A 16351-nucleotide genomic window follows, 5' to 3' on the forward strand; every position below is an offset into this window, starting at 1 on the left:
TTCGCTTCCGCTCGGGTTTCCGGAGTTTTGTTTTTTTATCAAACAAAACTTCGGTCTGTTCGCTTCCGCTCGGGTTTCCGGAGTTTTGTTTTTTTATCAAACAAAGGATAACAAAAAAGTTTACTTTTAGCAGCACACTCCCTTTTTCACACAAAACATACAAGCATAGCAACTCAGAACCTTAGCGCCTTAGCACCTCTTTAAAGACACAAAAACTCACTTTCAACAGCAACTTCCCTTTTACACAAAAAACACACAACCTTAGCAACTCAGAACCTTAGCCTCACAAAAAAACTTTGCGGCTCTGCGCCTTTGCGAGCAACTATTTTTCACGCAAAGGCACAAAGCCGCAAAAGAAGTATTACCGTATCGGATCTATTTTGGTTTAAAGTTTCCGATAATCATTTTTATATAAAAGCTACAATCTTAATAGTTAATCTTTTCAAGACGGAACTCAGTAGCTTTATTTTTCTCATCAAAGTCTTCAACCAGCATTATATAGCCCTTCTTCGCACTATAAGCATGCACTGTGCTCGTTTCTGTCTTTAATTCCAGGGTTTGCTTTTTAAACTTCCCTTCAGAATAAGAAACGATTCCATAGAGCGTACTCTTATTTCTGTTTTTAGATTTTTTTTCATTATCACTAAAGAAGAACAAAAATTCATTATCTCCCAAATCCTGATAATCTATAAAATCGAAAAGCCCATACTTCTTTATACTACTTGAATGTCCAGAAATTTTAGGGAATTTATTTCTAAATTTTTCAACTGTAAATACTTGATTTACGTCAAGGTTATCATTCATCTCAAAAAAATACAGATTGTTTGTCGTTATAGGAGATTGGGTAAAAGCCTCAGCTACTAAAATAATTTTACCTTCACCTGTCAAAAGCATTTCATGGGGGAAAAGATTTCCTTCTTTTTTGACGTATCCATTTTTATCTATTGGTAATTTAGTCCCCAAAGATTCCCATTTCAGATAATGGCTTTTGGTTAGCTTTCCGGTCTTCTTATCGAACACAAAATTAAAAAGTCCCAAATTATCATTATCATCAATAAAACCTTTTTTATTAGCCTCTGAATAATTCCCAAATAAATAAACCTTGTCAGAAGTTATTTTACAATCAACAATTCTATAACCATATTTTTCTAACTCGGGAAATGCAAATTCATTGCGTAAAACACCTGTTTTAGAATCAAGGAAAAGGACAGACACTTCACTCAAATACTTTCGTGTCATCGTACCTTTATATGGATGCTTATAAATAACAATCACATCTTCATCTGAGTTCACATAACTCAAGTCATTAAGTATTTTATCATTTACGTCATTATAATTATACCTCCAAATTTCTTTAAAATCCCCGTCTATATGGGCAAGGTAGCTTTTATTAATGGCCGGTATATCTTTATATAGAGACTCAGAATTTACCATTAAACCCACACCTTCATAAACTACAATATTCTCCGATTGATTATCAGTTATGTTTGTGTTTTTTCTATCAAAAACCGGATCAACAATCATCTTCCCTTTTGAATAAATAAAAGGCTTACTTAATTGGTTATCCTTAATTGAAAGAAGTCTGTATCTTTTAAAATATTCAGTTCCTTCAAAGGAATCTGCAAATTGCAAAAGCAACTTATCTTTATAGACAGAAACTCTGACACTTATTTTTTCAGCTTTAAAAAACCATGATTCATATTTCATTTCTGTTATAAAGCCATTGGTAACTTTAGTTAGATTTTCATCAAGAACAACATACTCTAATTGATAGGTTTCTTTTGCAATTTTATCTGTTTCAAACAATAAAAAATAGCCTTTCAAATTATTATTTTCATCTTTAATAACGTCTGAAGAATAAAGACGGCCTTTAGATAATTTTTGCAAATCAACAATTTGCGCTTGTAAAATTGAAAATGTAAAAAAGCAAAACAATAGGAAATAGTTATTTTTCATGTTAAGATTTAAAGTTGTTAATAATTGTTTCAAAATCGGAAATTTTAATATTGTTTAAATAACTCACAAACCTATTCAGGCTAGCAGTATTATAAAGATTATCATGAGCGGGGACATAGCGATTAATTGTGTAATTAATGCGCGATTCATAAATTTTGAGGAGATTTAAATGAATTATTTTTTGCAAGACAGGGTCATCTGTTTGCTTTTTATAGAGCTTTAGAGATTCGTATAATGAAATTCCATATTTCTTAGAAGAATATAAATTGTAAAGATTCTGATATGTGCTATTCCTTTTTATTTCAGAAAAAACTGTAGGATTACTATAGGTTTCGCTAAATTTTGCTTCTAATTTTTTTTCGATAAGTTTAATTCTGGTAGTACAATCCGGATGTGATTTTAATGAATCTATGTCTATTCCTTTCAATTTATCATACTTTGAAAAAAGGCTTTTTTCTTCATTGAAATATTTTTGCTTTACAGTAAATCCATTCTTTTCAAATATAAATTTGTAATCTGCAACAGTAAGCGAATCTCTTTCGATGTCAGACGAATCAAATTTTTCCAAAATATTGATTGCCGCTTTAGGGTTTCGCAATGTTCTGCCATAGAATACAATCCCTATAGAATCAGCTTCAATTTCTTTCCTTCTCCGTTTCTCATAACTCTCATAACGAATGCTTTTGAGCAAGTCGTTTGCTTTGGTAGCTTTGCCATATTTTTGGCGCTGTATTTCCTTTGTTTTTGCAATTATGCTTTCTGATCTTGAAAGTTTGACATATGCCTCGATATCATTTCTAACATGACTTAGAAATTGATGTCCTATTTCATGTGAGATAACAAATACAAGTTCATCTTCATTTTCAACCGTTAAAAAAAGCCCGTAATTTATCACAATAGTCCCGTCTCCGGTATTATAAGCATTTATTTCAGAATCTTTTGACAACAATATTTTATAATCCTGAGGATTAATATTATTCTTTGTAAGAACTTCATCCATCAATCCTTTTAAATAATGCTCGAGATCATTATTACAGATAAAATTTTTCTGTTTTATTTTTTCTAAAAAATCCTCTTGTATTTCACTATATATTTCTTTGATAAGATTTTTTTCCGCAGCCTTTTTAAACGATATACTTTTGTTTATCGATTCAAATTTTTTTTGATATTCTTGACCCAAAGCATTTGAACATTCAGAAGACAAGGTATCAATGGCAACAAAATTCTGTTGACCAAAGCTAACAAGAGTAGTAAAAAGCAAAAACAAGAAAACTGTATGCCTCATTTTATATATTAATTATTTTTTATACGATATTGGCGTCAAATATACACTTTAAAAAAAAATAGAAATTATTTTTCTTACAGATTCTGTTAAAAAGCAATTAACATCTTGTAGTATTATTTTATAGGCAAATTATCCATTTAAAATTTAGTTATGAAATAGTATCTTTGCCGACAACTTGTTAACAAACAACACAACAACACATGAAAAATACTTTAATAGCACCTTCTGTGCTGGCTGCCGACTTTGGAAACCTGCAGCGCGACCTCGAAATGATTAACAACAGTAATGCCGATTGGTTCCATGTAGATATTATGGACGGTGTTTTTGTACCTAATATTTCTTTCGGGATGCCTGTTTTGGAAACGATCCAGAAGCACGCCAAAAAAACAATCGACGTTCACTTGATGATTGTTGATCCTGACCGTTATATCAAAACTTTTGCTTCTCTTGGGGCCAATATATTGAGCGTTCATTACGAAGCCTGTACGCACCTTCACAGAACATTACAGGCTATCAGAGCAGAAGGAATGAAAACCGGAGTTGTCTTGAATCCACATACCAGCGTTACTGTTTTGGAAGATATTATCAATGATATCGACCTGGTTTGTATCATGAGTGTCAATCCTGGTTTTGGAGGTCAGTCATTTATTGAATCGACGTATAAAAAAGTAAGACAGCTAAAAGAAATTATTTCCCGCAACAAAGCTGAAACATTGATTGAGGTTGATGGTGGAGTAACAGATAAGAATGCAAAGCAGTTGGCTGAAGCCGGTGCTGATGTTTTGGTAGCCGGAAATTTTGTTTTCAAATCAGCCAACCCAACTGAAACAATTGCCGATTTAAAAAAGATCGCATCGTTTTAAAAGCATTTCTATAAATAAAGAAACCTGTTCTGAGAACAGGTTTTTTTATGCTACTAATTCAAGTATTCTTCTTTAAAATTAATCATCTTTTTTACTCCTTGATATAATTCAGGATGTTCTGTTTTGAAAACCTGGGGCGATTCAAAAAAATGTTCCAGTAATACAGCCAGGAACTCGAATTGGTTTTCATAGGCATATTCGCGAAAATAGCCTTTCTGCATCAATTCTAACGACAATGCGGCATCATCATAGTATTTTAGGATTTCGTTGAACTCATCATAAAATATGGACGCACTGGGATCGCCATTTACTTTTTTAGAATGGAAATGCAACACATGTCCAAATTCATGAAGTCCTAAATTCACATTATCATTTGTTGTATTGTGTCCCAAAAGAAAATCTTCCCAGGAAAAGACTACTGCTTTCATTCTAGGGTTAAATTCTCCTTTATGGCTTTGTCCCGTCAGAGCAGATTCGTATTGGCCGGGATAAATAATGATATCACGAAACAGCGGCGTCAAATAGAAACGCATACCAAACGTCAGCATTACATAGGTTCCGGCAGTTATAACCATCATTTCTTCCGTAACTTCAATCCCTTTACCATGAAACTGGTAATTACTTATAAATGATTTTACACGATGCTCAAAATAAACTTTTCGTTTATCTGAGAGTTTTCTATAAAAAGAAAATTCTCTTTCCAATAATAGTTTCTGAGATGGTTTAATTTTTTTCGGAACAGGATACCAATGAATATACAGCGGCTTGTTAACTATCAACACATAAGCTGGCTCTACAAAAAAACGCATAAAACCTATAATGACGCATAGGAATACCATTGCAGCAATTATCAAGGTTAAAACAACGAAAATAGCCTCACTCATATCTTGAATTATTTTTTGAGAAATAAAAAAGGGACTAAACTAGTCCCTTTAAAAATCTGTGACCCTGGAGGGGTTCGAACCCCCAACCCTCAGAGCCGAAATCTGATATTCTATCCAGTTGAACTACAGGGTCAGTTTTAGATTTTATAATTTTTTATGACAATAATTTCTTTACGATTGTAGAGATAGTCTTTCCGTCAGCTTTACCAGCCAACTCAGCAGAAGCCTGCCCCATAACTTTCCCCATTGAAGCCATTCCTGAAGCACCTGTTTCAGCAATGATTTTTGCCACAACAGCTTCTACTTCTTCTTCGCTTAATTGAGCTGGAAGAAACTTTTCTATAACGGCTGCCTGCAACAATTCTGGTTCAGCTAAATCAGCCCTGCCTTGCTCAGTAAAGATATTAGCACTGTCTTTTCTCTGTTTTACCAAGCGCTGTAAAAGCTTGATTTCATCGTCCTGAGAAATTTCTTTTGCTCCTGCGTCCGTTTGCAAAAGTAATAATGCAGACTTTACAGCTCTTAGAGATTCAAGACTTACCGTGTCTTTGGCTCTCATTGCCGTTTTGATTTCTTCGTTGATTTTATCTTGTAAACTCATTAGTATGGTTCTTTTCTATTCTATTTATTGAATTATTTAAAAATCAGGCCTCTAAACTTTTTGGATTCTGAAAACATTATTATTTCGTGTTTCAAAAAGCCCTTAACCTTCTTTTAAACTGATGCGAAGATAAAAAAAATAACCCGAAAATCAATTCAATTTTCGGGTTATCGGGTTTTGGTTTGAGTTAGTTAATCTACGTTGTCGTGAAGAAAGGAATTATTCGAACGCAATTGTAAATCGTCGTTACTATCCGTTCCTAGTGACATCCTAGATTTGCTATTATCAGCCTGGGTTTGATTCAAATCGATTCCCATTCTTTTGTATGCCGGCTCTTTTTCGAACTCATCAACTCTTGATGGATTGTTGTGGAATTTATAGTTAAATTCTTTCATCTTTAATCGTCTTTCGTCAGCTCTTTTTTTCAAAGTCTGCTCGATAGTCATTTCAAGCGGAGAAATTTCTTCAAAAGAAGTGTTGTTAAATTTAGGCTCTTCAACCTTCATCTTCAAATCCAATTCTCTATCTACAGGCTCTTCAACTTTAGCAACAGGCTTAGATTGAATCAGCTCGTTTTCAACTTCCATATATTCTTCTAAAGAATACTTCACGATACCTTTTTCGTTCAATTCTGTTACCGGAACAACCTGAACTGGCTGGTTTACCTTAATATCTTTAGTTTCGTTTGATAGTTCGAAAAGAATCCTGTCTTCTTTTGGCTCTACAGCACTTTTAACAGGTAAGTCAAAAGAGAAAGTAATCTGCTCCTCTTCTTTATAGGCTACAAATTCCGGCTCACGTACTTCCATTTCTCTCACTTCAGGAGTCGTAATATAAAATTCGTGCTCGCTGATTGGCGAAACAATCTGGAATTCTACATCAATATTCTTGATGAATTCTGTTGTTTTTACCAAATCTGAAACCATTTCTGGTTCTTCAATTTTTGCTTCGGCCACTTCAAAATCTTCCAATGCAAAGACAATCTTTTCTTCAGTCTCCTTTTTTTCTTCGACAGGAGCTGGAGAAAAATTGAATGATGGTACTACTTGTTTTTGTGACAAGTCACGTCCCATTCTTTGCTCATCCTCTAAAGCGTGGATAATTTTTTTTGGCTCTGTATTGACGATTTCATTTTGCTGCTCTACGTTAAATCCCGTAGCGATAATCGTTACAGCAATAGAATCTCCAAGCGCTTCATCTTCACCAACTCCCATAATGATGTTGGCATTGAAGCCAGCTTCAGTCTGGATATGGTCGTTGATTTCTCCAATTTCATCAATCGTGATTTCATTACTTCCAGAAACGATAAGCAACAATACGTTTTTGGCTCCGGTAATTTTGTTATCATTCAACAATGGCGAATCTAAAGCTGCAATAATTGCTTCTTTAGCACGATTTTCACCAATTGCGGTAGCAGATCCCATAATTGCAGTACCACTGTTTGACAGTACTGTTTTGGCATCTTTTAAGTCGATGTTTTGAGTATAGTGGTGCGTAATTACTTCAGCAATACCTCTTGAGGCTGTTGCCAAAACTTCATCCGCTTTTGAGAAGCCCGCTTTAAATCCTAAGTTTCCGTATACTTCTCTTAATTTATTATTATTGATTACGATAAGCGAATCTACTTGCTTTCTCAAACGTTCAACACCAAGCAAGGCTTGTTCCGAACGGACTTTACCTTCGAACTGGAACGGAATAGTAACAATCCCTACTGTAAGGATGTCTCTTTCTTTAGCCAGTTGAGCAATGACTGGCGCAGCTCCTGTTCCGGTTCCGCCTCCCATTCCTGCCGTGATAAAAACCATTTTTGTATTGCTGTCAAGCATCTTTTCGATATCGGCAATACTTTCTATAGCCGACTGCTGTCCAACTTCAGGATTTGCCCCTGCACCAAGACCTTCCGTGAGATTAACTCCCAACTGGATCTTATTAGGAACAGAGCTGTTCTGCAATGCTTGAGAATCCGTATTACAAACGATAAAATCCACTCCTTTAATCCCCTGCTGAAACATATGGTTGATCGCGTTGCTTCCGCCTCCTCCAACACCAATTACTTTAATTACATTTGATTGATTTTTAGGTAAATCAAATGAAATGCTTCCAAAATCTGAGTTGCTCATCATAATATTTGGTTTTAATTTCTTTTCCTTTTCTTTTTAATTTCTGTTTGGCAATTATGCCCTATTCTGCATTATCTAAAAATTCTTTTATCTTGTCGATATACTTGTCGAAAAACGACTTTTTCATCCTGCCTTCCGTAGAAGCAGATTTGACCTGTTCCGCTTTTTTTGGCGGCTCTTCGTTTATTTCTTCTTCATAATGGGCAGTAGTTTCAACAACTACTTCTTTATGAACCTGAACCGGTGGTGCTTTTTCAACTTCAACCTGATTCAACGGAACTGCACTTCTGGTATTGTTTCTGATACTATTCATCACCAATCCAACAGCTGTTGCATATAATGGGCTTGAAATTTCCTCGTCAGAATTTCCGGCCAAATGCTCATTTGGATAACCGATTCTTGTGTCCATTCCGGTTATGTACTCAACCAATTGCTTGATATGTTGTAATTGAGCTCCACCTCCTGTCAAAACAATTCCCGCAATTAATTTTTTGCGAGGATCTTCATGTCCGTATGACTTGATTTCGGTAAAAACCTGATCGATAATCTCAACCACACGGGCGTGGATTATCTTGGATAGATTTTTCAAAGAAATCTCTTTTGGTTCTCTTCCTCTCAAGCCTGGAATTGAGACAATCTCATTGTCTTTATTTTCTCCCGGCCATGCTGAACCAAATTTCACTTTTAACAGTTCCGCTTGTTTTTCTATGATGGAACATCCTTCTTTGATGTCGTCGGTAATCACATTTCCGCCAAAAGGAATTACTGCTGTATGGCGAATAATTCCATCTTTGAAAATAGCAAGATCTGTGGTTCCACCTCCAATATCAATCAAGGCAACACCTGCTTCTTTCTCTTCCTGGCTCAATACTGCATCTGCAGAAGCCAATGGCTCTAATGTCAAGCCGGACAAATCCAAGCCAGAGCTTTTGATACAACGTCCAACATTTCTGATGGAAGAAGCCTGTCCAACGACAACATGGAAGCTTGATTCAAGTCTTCCTCCGTACATTCCGATTGGCTCTTTAATTTCAGCCTGTCCGTCAATTTTAAATTCTTGCGGCAGGACATGGATAATTTCTTCTCCAGGAAGCATTGCCAACTTGTGAACCTGATTGATTAGCAAATCAATATCATTTTCACTGATTACTTCTTCCGGATTGCTTCTGCTGATATAATCGCTATGCTGTATACTTCTAATGTGTTGGCCGGCAATACCAACCACAACATCTTTTATTTTATAACCTGAATCCACCTCCGCTTCGTGAACGGCTTGCTGGATTGACTGAATCGTCTGTGTAATATTATTAACAACGCCTCTTGCAACACCAAGACTTTTGGATTTTCCAACGCCCAAAATTTCAAGTTTCCCGTATTCATTTTTCTTGCCAATCATAGCGACAATCTTGGTTGTCCCAATGTCTAAACCTACTGCAATGCTCTCTTTTTCCATATCCTAATTTTTGGTGCACACTACCTGTTGCGTAAACTTCAGATTTACTGTCTTGTATTTATTTATCAAACTGTCCTGAATTGCCTTTTGAAAAAAGGCTTTATAATTCTTGAACTTCCTATCTACATTGATGGTTCTTCCGAAATCGATGACATAATCAAAATTTCTATTCATCATTTTCAGGCTACCATTCGGCAAAACCTGTATGCCAATGATATTTTTATGTAAAAATTCATCGTCATAGATGTAACGAAAAACTTTGTTCAGTTCTTCTTTATTTGTACTGCTAATCCCCCCCGTAACCATTGGAACTCTAGCTGTGAAATTGTCTGACAACGGCATCTCATGTCCTTCATAATCAATATAAAAAGAACCATTATCGTCAAACACCCGGGCTACCGGCGTCTTTTGTTTCACAACTGTTTTTAGGACACCATCAACACTCACAAATACTTCACACTTTTCGATCATATTGTGATTATTGAGGTTTTTCTCCAACTTATTCAAATCTAATTCATCTTTTTGAATGCTCGTAGGGGCTGCATTATTTTCTATTAACAATTTATTAACCGCTTCTTGTGTAATAAACGGGCTTTTTTCATTGACAAATTCCACTACAGTTTTTTTCAATTTTCGCTGTTCATTTCTCTTTGAAGTGAAAGAATACAGAAAAATTACCAATGCGAACATCAGCACCAATTTAATGTTTGTCCAGTTAAACTTTTTCATGTAAAGCTTGTTTAATTGGTTTCACTAATTCTCCTATATCGCCTGCTCCGATTGTAACAACAACCTTAGCATCGCTTTTTAAAATTTCCGAAATCAGGTTGTCTTTTGACACCAGTTTTTTATTCGGATTATCAATCTTTTCCAACAACCATGCTGAGTTTACACCTTCTATTGGAAGTTCTCTGGCCGGATAAATATCCAAAAGGATCACTTCATCAAAAGCAGATAAGCTCGATGCAAAACCATCGATAAAATCTTTGGTTCTGCTAAACAAATGCGGCTGAAAAATTGCCAGGACTTTATCTTCCGGATAAAGTTCTGAAACTGCCTGGTGTACCGCATTTATTTCTGTTGGATGATGGGCATAATCATCAATATAAACCAAATTTTCGCCCTTAATTTGATAGGAAAATCTACGTTTTACGCCTTTGAATGTAAATAATGCCTTGGCAATGGCTTCGGTCGGGGTGCCGTAAGTATATGCCATTGCCAAAGCGATTAAGGCGTTCGTTAAATTGTGTTTTCCCGGCAAATTAAACCGTATATCTTTTATAATTTCTGACGGTGTTTGTACATCAAAAACATAGGCATTGTTTTCAATTCGTATGTTGAAGGCTTTATAATCTGCCTCATCATTTACTGCTACAGAAATCCCTTCTAGTGGAAGGCCTTTTACAACAAATAGTTTTTCCTTGTCTTTTACTTTATCAGCAAATTCAACAAAAGATGCTTCGATTGAAGCCGTATCGCCATATATGTCCAAGTGGTCTGCATCCATAGACGTTACGCATGCGATATCCGGATACAAATGCAGGAACGAGCGATCGAATTCATCTGCTTCAACAACCGTTACTGTTTTTCCACTGCCAATTAAGTTGGAATTATAGTTTTCTACAATTCCTCCCAAAAATGCCGTAACATCTGCTCCGCTTTCATACAAAATATGCCCTAAAATGCTTGATGTTGTCGTTTTTCCGTGTGTTCCAGCCACAGCAAAACAGAAGGTGTCTTTTGTGATTATTCCCAACACTTCTGCTCTTTTCTTGACCTGATATTCTCTTTCAAGAAAATAATTCCATTCCGAATGTGTTTTTGGAACAGCAGGCGTTATTATGACCAGCGTATTTTCTGCATAATAATCTTTTGGAATCAAAGAAATGCTATCTTCAAAATGAATTTCTATCCCCAAAGCTTCCAGTTCTTTTGTCAGCTCTGTTTCCGTCTTGTCATATCCAGATACGTTTTTACCGATAGCCTTGAAATAGCGTGCCAAAGCACTCATTCCGATGCCGCCGATTCCGATAAAATAAACGTTATGTATCTGATTCAAATTCATTCTTTTTTAGTTTCTAAGTTGCTAAGGAGCTAAGGTTCTAAGTTTTTAGTCTTGCCTCTATTTTATCAATTTTATTATTTCATCAACGATATCTTTCGTTGCATTTGGCATTGCCATTTTTTTTATGTTTTCACCCAGGCTTTCCTGAAGGGTCTTATCTCCTAAAAGTCTATTAAATGTTGAAGTAAATTGGGTATCCAATTCATTTTCTTTCATCATTAACGCGCCATTTTTATCAACGATGGCTTTTGCATTTTTTGTCTGATGGTCTTCGGCAACGTTAGGCGATGGAATAAAAATGACCGGTTTTCCTACCAGACACAATTCAGAAACCGATGACGCTCCTGCTCTCGAAATAATCACATCTGCTGCTGCATATGCCAAATCCATCCTGTCAATAAATGCCGTTACCTGTACGTTTTCTTTTTCATTGAAATGCTTGTATTCTTCGATATAGAATTTTCCGCATTGCCAGATCACTTGCACATCCTGTGATATAAAATTCACCAGTTCTTTTGCAATTAGCTGGTTGATTCTTCTGGAACCTAAACTCCCTCCTAAAACCAACAATACTTTTTTATCAGGATCTAGTTTAAAATACTCTCTGCTTTCTTTTTTCTTACCTTTTATGTCAATTAAATCCTGACGAACAGGATTTCCTGTAAATACAATTTTCTCTTTTGGGAAAAACCGTTCAAGGTTTTCATAAGCTACACATATCTTGCTAGCGTTACCACTCAGCCATTTGTTTGTAATGCCCGGATATGAATTCTGTTCCTGAATTACTGTTGGGATACCTGCCGAACCCGCAGCCTTTAATAACGGGCCACTCGCAAAACCTCCTGTTCCAATGGCTACATTTGGCTTGAATTGTTTTACAATTTTTCTCGATTTCAACAAGCTGTCCATCAATTTAAAAGGAAACATCATATTGTCCAGCGTGAGCCTTCTTTGTATTCCTGCAATCCACAATCCTTTGATAGGATAGCCGGCTTGCGGAACTTTTTGCATTTCCATTTTATCTTTTGCTCCTACGAACAAGATTTCACAATCCGGAAAACGGTTTTTCAATTCATTAGCAATGGCAATTGCCGGGTAAATATGCCCGCCAGTTCCGCCTCCGCTTAATATGAATTTTAGTTTTTGCATTTTATATTTTCTTTTGTCGCAGATTATCCTGCTATCTTAAATCTTAAATCTCAAAATCACTTCCCCATTACCGCTTTCATCGGGTTATCACTTACATCTTCAATTGCATATTGCGGTTCTTTTTCATTGGCAACTTTTTCTTCTTCCTCTGGATTATTTTCGCCATTCATTTCTCTTTCAATCAATCGCTGAAGCGCTTCCTCTCTTTGTGCCTTTTCCAGATTTTCCTGAGCAATTTCTTCATCTTTTTTGGTTACGCTTAGTATAATTCCCAGCGAAACGCAAGTCATCCAGATTGAACTTCCTCCGCTACTGATTAGCGGTAAGGTTTGTCCCGTTACCGGCAATAATTCAACGGCAACCGCCATGTTTATCAATGCTTGAAATACAATCGGAAAGCCTAGCCCTACTACCAATAGTTTTCCAAACAATGTATTGGCCTTATGCGAAGCGATCAGGAATCGGATGAAAAGCATGATATATAAGAACATTACAGTAAGCGCGCCAAGCAATCCGTTTTCTTCCACAATGATCGCATAGATAAAATCCGAAGAAGACTGCGGCAGAAAATTTTTCTGGATACTTTTTCCTGGGCCTACGCCATAAATTCCACCAGTAGCTATTGCTATTTTTGCTTTTTCAATCTGGTAATTATCTTCATCCGGTTTGTCACTCGTAAAATTCTCAATACGGCTTACCCAAGTATCAACACGGTTTGGAAAGGCATCTGGAAATGCTTTTGCCACCAGGATAAAAAAGGTAAGACCTACAACACCTGCTCCAATGACAATCCCAAGGTATTTTAAAGGATATTTCCCTACGAAAACCAACATAACGACCATTAAAAAAATCAACGCAGCCGTAGAAAAGTTGGCAGGCAGAATCAGCATTATGACTGCAAAAACCGGAAGCCATAACTCAATTACCGATTTCTGGAACGTGTCTTCAACTTCACGTTTTTTTGCCAGGTATCTCGCCACATAAATCATCAGCACCATAGATGCCAGCGTCGATGTCTGGAAACTGATACCCACGAACGGAATCTGAATCCAACGGCTTGCATTTGCTCCGCCAATGGTTTTTCCTTGAAAGAGCGTATATAACAGTAACAATCCCACAATTGGCAAAGCAATCATAGAGATAGCCTTGAAATAATGGTATGGGATTTTATGCACCATATAAACTATCAGGAACCCGATCCCGACATGCGCAAAATGTTTTATCAAAAAACTCATGGTGTTTCCTGAACCATTTGCGCTATATGCCAAATTACTACTCGCGCTGTAAACAGGCATAAACGAAATCAATGCCAATAGAGCGATGAATGCCCAAATGACCTTGTCTCCTTTAAGATTGTTTATTAACTCTTTCATAATCCCTTTCTTTATTTTCTTTTATCTAACCAGATAATTGCTATAGATTTTGAACAGCCTGCTTAAACTGTCTTCCTCTGTCTTCATAATTCTCAAACAGATCAAAGCTGGCGCAAGCTGGTGACAGTAATACTGTATCGCCTTTCTCTGCCATTCTTTGAGCATATTTCACAGCGTCTTTCATGTTTTGTGCCTCAATCAATTCATCAACAACATCACCAAAAGCATCGATAATTTTTTTATTGTCGATACCCAGACAAATGATTGCCTTTACTTTTTCGCGCACTAAAGGCATCAATTCCGCATAATCATTACCTTTATCAACACCACCTACAATCCATACTGTTGGTGTGTTCATGCTATCTAAAGCATAAAATGCAGCATTTACATTGGTAGCTTTTGAATCGTTCACATATTGCACGTTTTGAATTTTAAGCACTTTTTCCAAACGATGCTCGACACCCTGAAAATCAGAAAGGCTTTCACGGATTGTGGATTTTCTGATTCGCAATAATTGCGCAACCGTAGCGGCCGCCATTGCATTTTTCACGTTGTGTTTCCCTTCTAAGGCTAGTTTGTCTTGTGGCATAACAAATTCTTCGTTATTGATGTTTATATTGATTGTATCTTCTTTTGCATAGGCTCCGTTTTCAATTGTTTTTATCATCGAAAATGGCAGCAGTTGCGCTTTTGTCTTATTCATTTTTAGCCAATTATGGATGGCTTCGTCGTCAGCATCATAAATCAGATAATCTTCTTCCGTCTGGTTTTCCGTTATCCTGAATTTCGAGGCGATGTATTTTCCGTAATCGTAATCGTATCGGTCAAGATGGTCAGGGCTGATATTGGTTATTATGGCGATATGCGGCTTATAATCTATAATTCCATCGAGTTGAAAACTACTTAATTCAAGAACGTATATGTCATGTTTAGCTTCTGCAACCTGCCAGGCAAAGCTTTTCCCAACATTCCCAGCCAATCCAACATTCAGGCCTCCTTGTTTTAGCAAATGATAGGTCAACATGGTAGTAGTGGTTTTTCCGTTGCTTCCGGTGATTCCAACCGTTATTGCTTTTGTATATTGAGCTGCAAATTCGATTTCGGAAATTACCAGTACACCTCTCTCCATTAGTTTTTTTACCATTGGAGATTTTTCAGGAATCCCGGGACTTTTCATTACCACATCAGCATTAAGAATCAGATCCTCCGTATGCTTTTCTTCCTCCCATTTTATGCCGTGAAGGCCAAGAACTTCTTTGTAATTGTTTTTTATTTTTCCAAAATCCGATACAAAAACGTCGTATCCCTTTTGCTTCCCGAGAATTGCCGTGCCTACACCGCTTTCTCCACCTCCTAAAATGACCAGCCTTTTTTCCATCTACCTTAATTTTAGGGTCACGATTGACAGAATTGCCAATAAGATTCCCACGATCCAGAAGCGGGTTACAATCTTACTTTCATGGTAACCCTTCTTCTGGTAATGGTGATGCAATGGCGACATCAAAAATATTCTTCGGCCTTCGCCGAAACGTTTTTTCGTATATTTAAAATAAGATACCTGTAAAACCACGGAGAGATTTTCTGCCAAGAAAATACCGCACAATACCGGAATCATTAGTTCTTTTCTGACTGCAATGGCTAAAACCGCGATAATTCCTCCAATGGTCAAACTTCCCGTGTCACCCATAAATACGGTGGCCGGATAGGTATTGTACCAGAGGAATCCGACAAGCGCTCCGACAAAGGAGGCGATATAGACTGTCATTTCACCCGAATTCGGGATATACATGATATTCAGATAATTCGAGAAAATAATATTTCCGGATACGAACGTGAAGATTCCGAGCGCAATGACTGAAATGGCCGATGTTCCTGCTGCAAGACCGTCAATACCGTCAGTAAGATTGGCTCCGTTTGACACTGCCGTGATAATAAAAATCACAACCGGTATAAAAATCAACCATGCATAATTTTCATAATCGTCTCCAGCCCATGAAAGCAGTTCTGCATAATCAAATTCATTGTCTTTAAAAAACGGAATAGTCGTAGCAGTAGACTTTTCTTCCATTGGAACAGCCGAAACAGTGGTCTGGTTTGTAGCAAAAATATTAGTACTACCTGTGTCGGTTCTTACTGTAACGCTAGGATGGAAATACAAAACCGTACCAACAATCAACCCTAAACCTACTTGTCCGATAACTTTAAATCTTCCTTTTAAACCTTCTTTATCTTTCTTGAAAATTTTAATATAATCATCTATAAATCCGATAGTTCCCATCCAAAGCGTAGTCACAATCAACAAAAGGATATAGATGTTGTTTAATTTGGCTAACAATAAAACCGGAACCAGCGTAGCAACAATGATAATCAGTCCTCCCATAGTAGCCGTTCCTGCTTTTTCATTTTGTCCCGCAAGCCCTAACTCACGAACTGTTTCTCCAACCTGCTGTCTTCTTAAAAAGTTGATAATCTTTTTCCCGAAAACTGTTGAAATCAATAGCGAAAGTATAATTGCCAAACCGGAACGGAACGTAATGTATTGGAAAACTCCTGTTCCTGGAATGTCCATCTGGTTTAAGTAGTCAAATAGATAGTATAGCAT

The 16351-nt window shown here is 36.7% G+C and carries 13 protein-coding genes and 1 tRNA gene; 1 reads left to right on the forward strand and 13 read right to left on the reverse strand.

What is annotated here, in order from left to right; translation table 11 throughout:
* Positions 1-426: 426 nt before the first annotated feature.
* Positions 427-1989, reverse strand: coding sequence for a DUF6770 family protein (locus ABH942_RS02565; RefSeq protein WP_370029436.1), 1563 nt, complete (start codon positions 1987-1989; stop codon positions 427-429).
* Complete coding sequence (locus tag ABH942_RS02570; RefSeq protein ID WP_370029437.1) at positions 1958-3217, reverse strand: M48 family metallopeptidase; 1260 nt, start codon at positions 3215-3217, stop codon at positions 1958-1960. The genes ABH942_RS02565 and ABH942_RS02570 overlap by 32 nt, the downstream gene beginning before the upstream one ends.
* A 224-nt stretch (positions 3218-3441) precedes the next feature.
* Between ABH942_RS02570 and rpe the strand changes: the two genes are divergently transcribed.
* Entirely contained in the window at positions 3442-4104 is a 663-nt protein-coding gene (rpe, locus tag ABH942_RS02575) for a ribulose-phosphate 3-epimerase (protein ID WP_370029438.1), read from the forward strand.
* Between the two features lie 53 nt (positions 4105-4157).
* Here the strand turns inward: rpe and ABH942_RS02580 are convergent, their stop codons facing one another.
* The 11 genes from ABH942_RS02580 to mraY form a co-directional block, all read right to left on the reverse strand.
* Complete coding sequence (locus tag ABH942_RS02580; RefSeq protein WP_370029439.1) at positions 4158-4988, reverse strand: zinc-dependent peptidase; 831 nt, start codon at positions 4986-4988, stop codon at positions 4158-4160.
* A 59-nt stretch (positions 4989-5047) separates the two neighbouring features.
* Positions 5048-5121: transfer RNA gene (locus ABH942_RS02585), tRNA-Arg, on the reverse strand.
* Between the two features lie 21 nt (positions 5122-5142).
* On the reverse strand, positions 5143-5589 hold the full coding sequence (locus tag ABH942_RS02590) for a GatB/YqeY domain-containing protein (protein ID WP_140001992.1): 447 nt from the start codon (positions 5587-5589) through the stop codon (positions 5143-5145).
* Positions 5590-5780: 191 nt separating this feature from the next.
* Complete coding sequence (gene ftsZ, locus ABH942_RS02595) at positions 5781-7712, reverse strand: cell division protein FtsZ (protein ID WP_370029440.1); 1932 nt, start codon at positions 7710-7712, stop codon at positions 5781-5783.
* Between the two features lie 58 nt (positions 7713-7770).
* On the reverse strand, positions 7771-9162 hold the full coding sequence (gene ftsA, locus ABH942_RS02600; RefSeq protein WP_370029441.1) for a cell division protein FtsA: 1392 nt from the start codon (positions 9160-9162) through the stop codon (positions 7771-7773).
* A 3-nt stretch (positions 9163-9165) separates the two neighbouring features.
* Complete coding sequence (locus tag ABH942_RS02605; protein ID WP_370029442.1) at positions 9166-9891, reverse strand: cell division protein FtsQ/DivIB; 726 nt, start codon at positions 9889-9891, stop codon at positions 9166-9168.
* Positions 9878-11227 carry a UDP-N-acetylmuramate--L-alanine ligase gene (murC, locus tag ABH942_RS02610; protein WP_370029443.1) on the reverse strand — a complete coding sequence of 450 codons (1350 nt, stop codon included), beginning with the start codon at positions 11225-11227 and terminating at the stop codon, positions 9878-9880. The genes ABH942_RS02605 and murC overlap by 14 nt, the downstream gene beginning before the upstream one ends.
* A gap of 57 nt (positions 11228-11284) precedes the next feature.
* Complete coding sequence (murG, locus tag ABH942_RS02615; RefSeq protein WP_370029444.1) at positions 11285-12376, reverse strand: undecaprenyldiphospho-muramoylpentapeptide beta-N-acetylglucosaminyltransferase; 1092 nt, start codon at positions 12374-12376, stop codon at positions 11285-11287.
* 56 nt (positions 12377-12432) lie between these two features.
* Positions 12433-13749, reverse strand: coding sequence for an FtsW/RodA/SpoVE family cell cycle protein (locus tag ABH942_RS02620; RefSeq protein ID WP_370029445.1), 1317 nt, complete (start codon positions 13747-13749; stop codon positions 12433-12435).
* 40 nt (positions 13750-13789) lie between these two features.
* Positions 13790-15127 (reverse strand): UDP-N-acetylmuramoyl-L-alanine--D-glutamate ligase, encoded by a 1338-nt coding sequence (murD, locus tag ABH942_RS02625; RefSeq protein WP_370029446.1) that lies wholly within the window; start codon positions 15125-15127, stop codon positions 13790-13792.
* Entirely contained in the window at positions 15128-16351 is a 1224-nt protein-coding gene (mraY, locus tag ABH942_RS02630) for a phospho-N-acetylmuramoyl-pentapeptide-transferase (RefSeq protein WP_370029447.1), read from the reverse strand.

Origin of the sequence: Flavobacterium sp. 28YEA47A (assembly GCF_041262125.1) — a bacterium.
In the GTDB taxonomy this organism is placed as follows: Bacteria; Bacteroidota; Bacteroidia; order Flavobacteriales; family Flavobacteriaceae; genus Flavobacterium.

Bases quoted from the DNA above. Each gene is read 5' to 3' on its own strand.
- mraY (WP_370029447.1), bottom strand. From the start codon at position 16,351: ATGCTATACTATCTATTTGACTACTTAAACCAGATGGACATTCCAGGA.
- ABH942_RS02590 (WP_140001992.1), bottom strand. From the start codon at position 5,589: ATGAGTTTACAAGATAAAATCAACGAAGAAATCAAAACGGCAATGAGA.
- ABH942_RS02580 (WP_370029439.1), bottom strand. From the start codon at position 4,988: ATGAGTGAGGCTATTTTCGTTGTTTTAACCTTGATAATTGCTGCAATG.
- ABH942_RS02605 (WP_370029442.1), bottom strand. From the start codon at position 9,891: ATGAAAAAGTTTAACTGGACAAACATTAAATTGGTGCTGATGTTCGCA.
- ABH942_RS02620 (WP_370029445.1), bottom strand. From the start codon at position 13,749: ATGAAAGAGTTAATAAACAATCTTAAAGGAGACAAGGTCATTTGGGCA.
- murC (WP_370029443.1), bottom strand. From the start codon at position 11,227: ATGAATTTGAATCAGATACATAACGTTTATTTTATCGGAATCGGCGGC.
- rpe (WP_370029438.1), top strand. From the start codon at position 3,442: ATGAAAAATACTTTAATAGCACCTTCTGTGCTGGCTGCCGACTTTGGA.
- murG (WP_370029444.1), bottom strand. From the start codon at position 12,376: ATGCAAAAACTAAAATTCATATTAAGCGGAGGCGGAACTGGCGGGCAT.
- ftsA (WP_370029441.1), bottom strand. From the start codon at position 9,162: ATGGAAAAAGAGAGCATTGCAGTAGGTTTAGACATTGGGACAACCAAG.
- ftsZ (WP_370029440.1), bottom strand. From the start codon at position 7,712: ATGATGAGCAACTCAGATTTTGGAAGCATTTCATTTGATTTACCTAAA.
- murD (WP_370029446.1), bottom strand. From the start codon at position 15,127: ATGGAAAAAAGGCTGGTCATTTTAGGAGGTGGAGAAAGCGGTGTAGGC.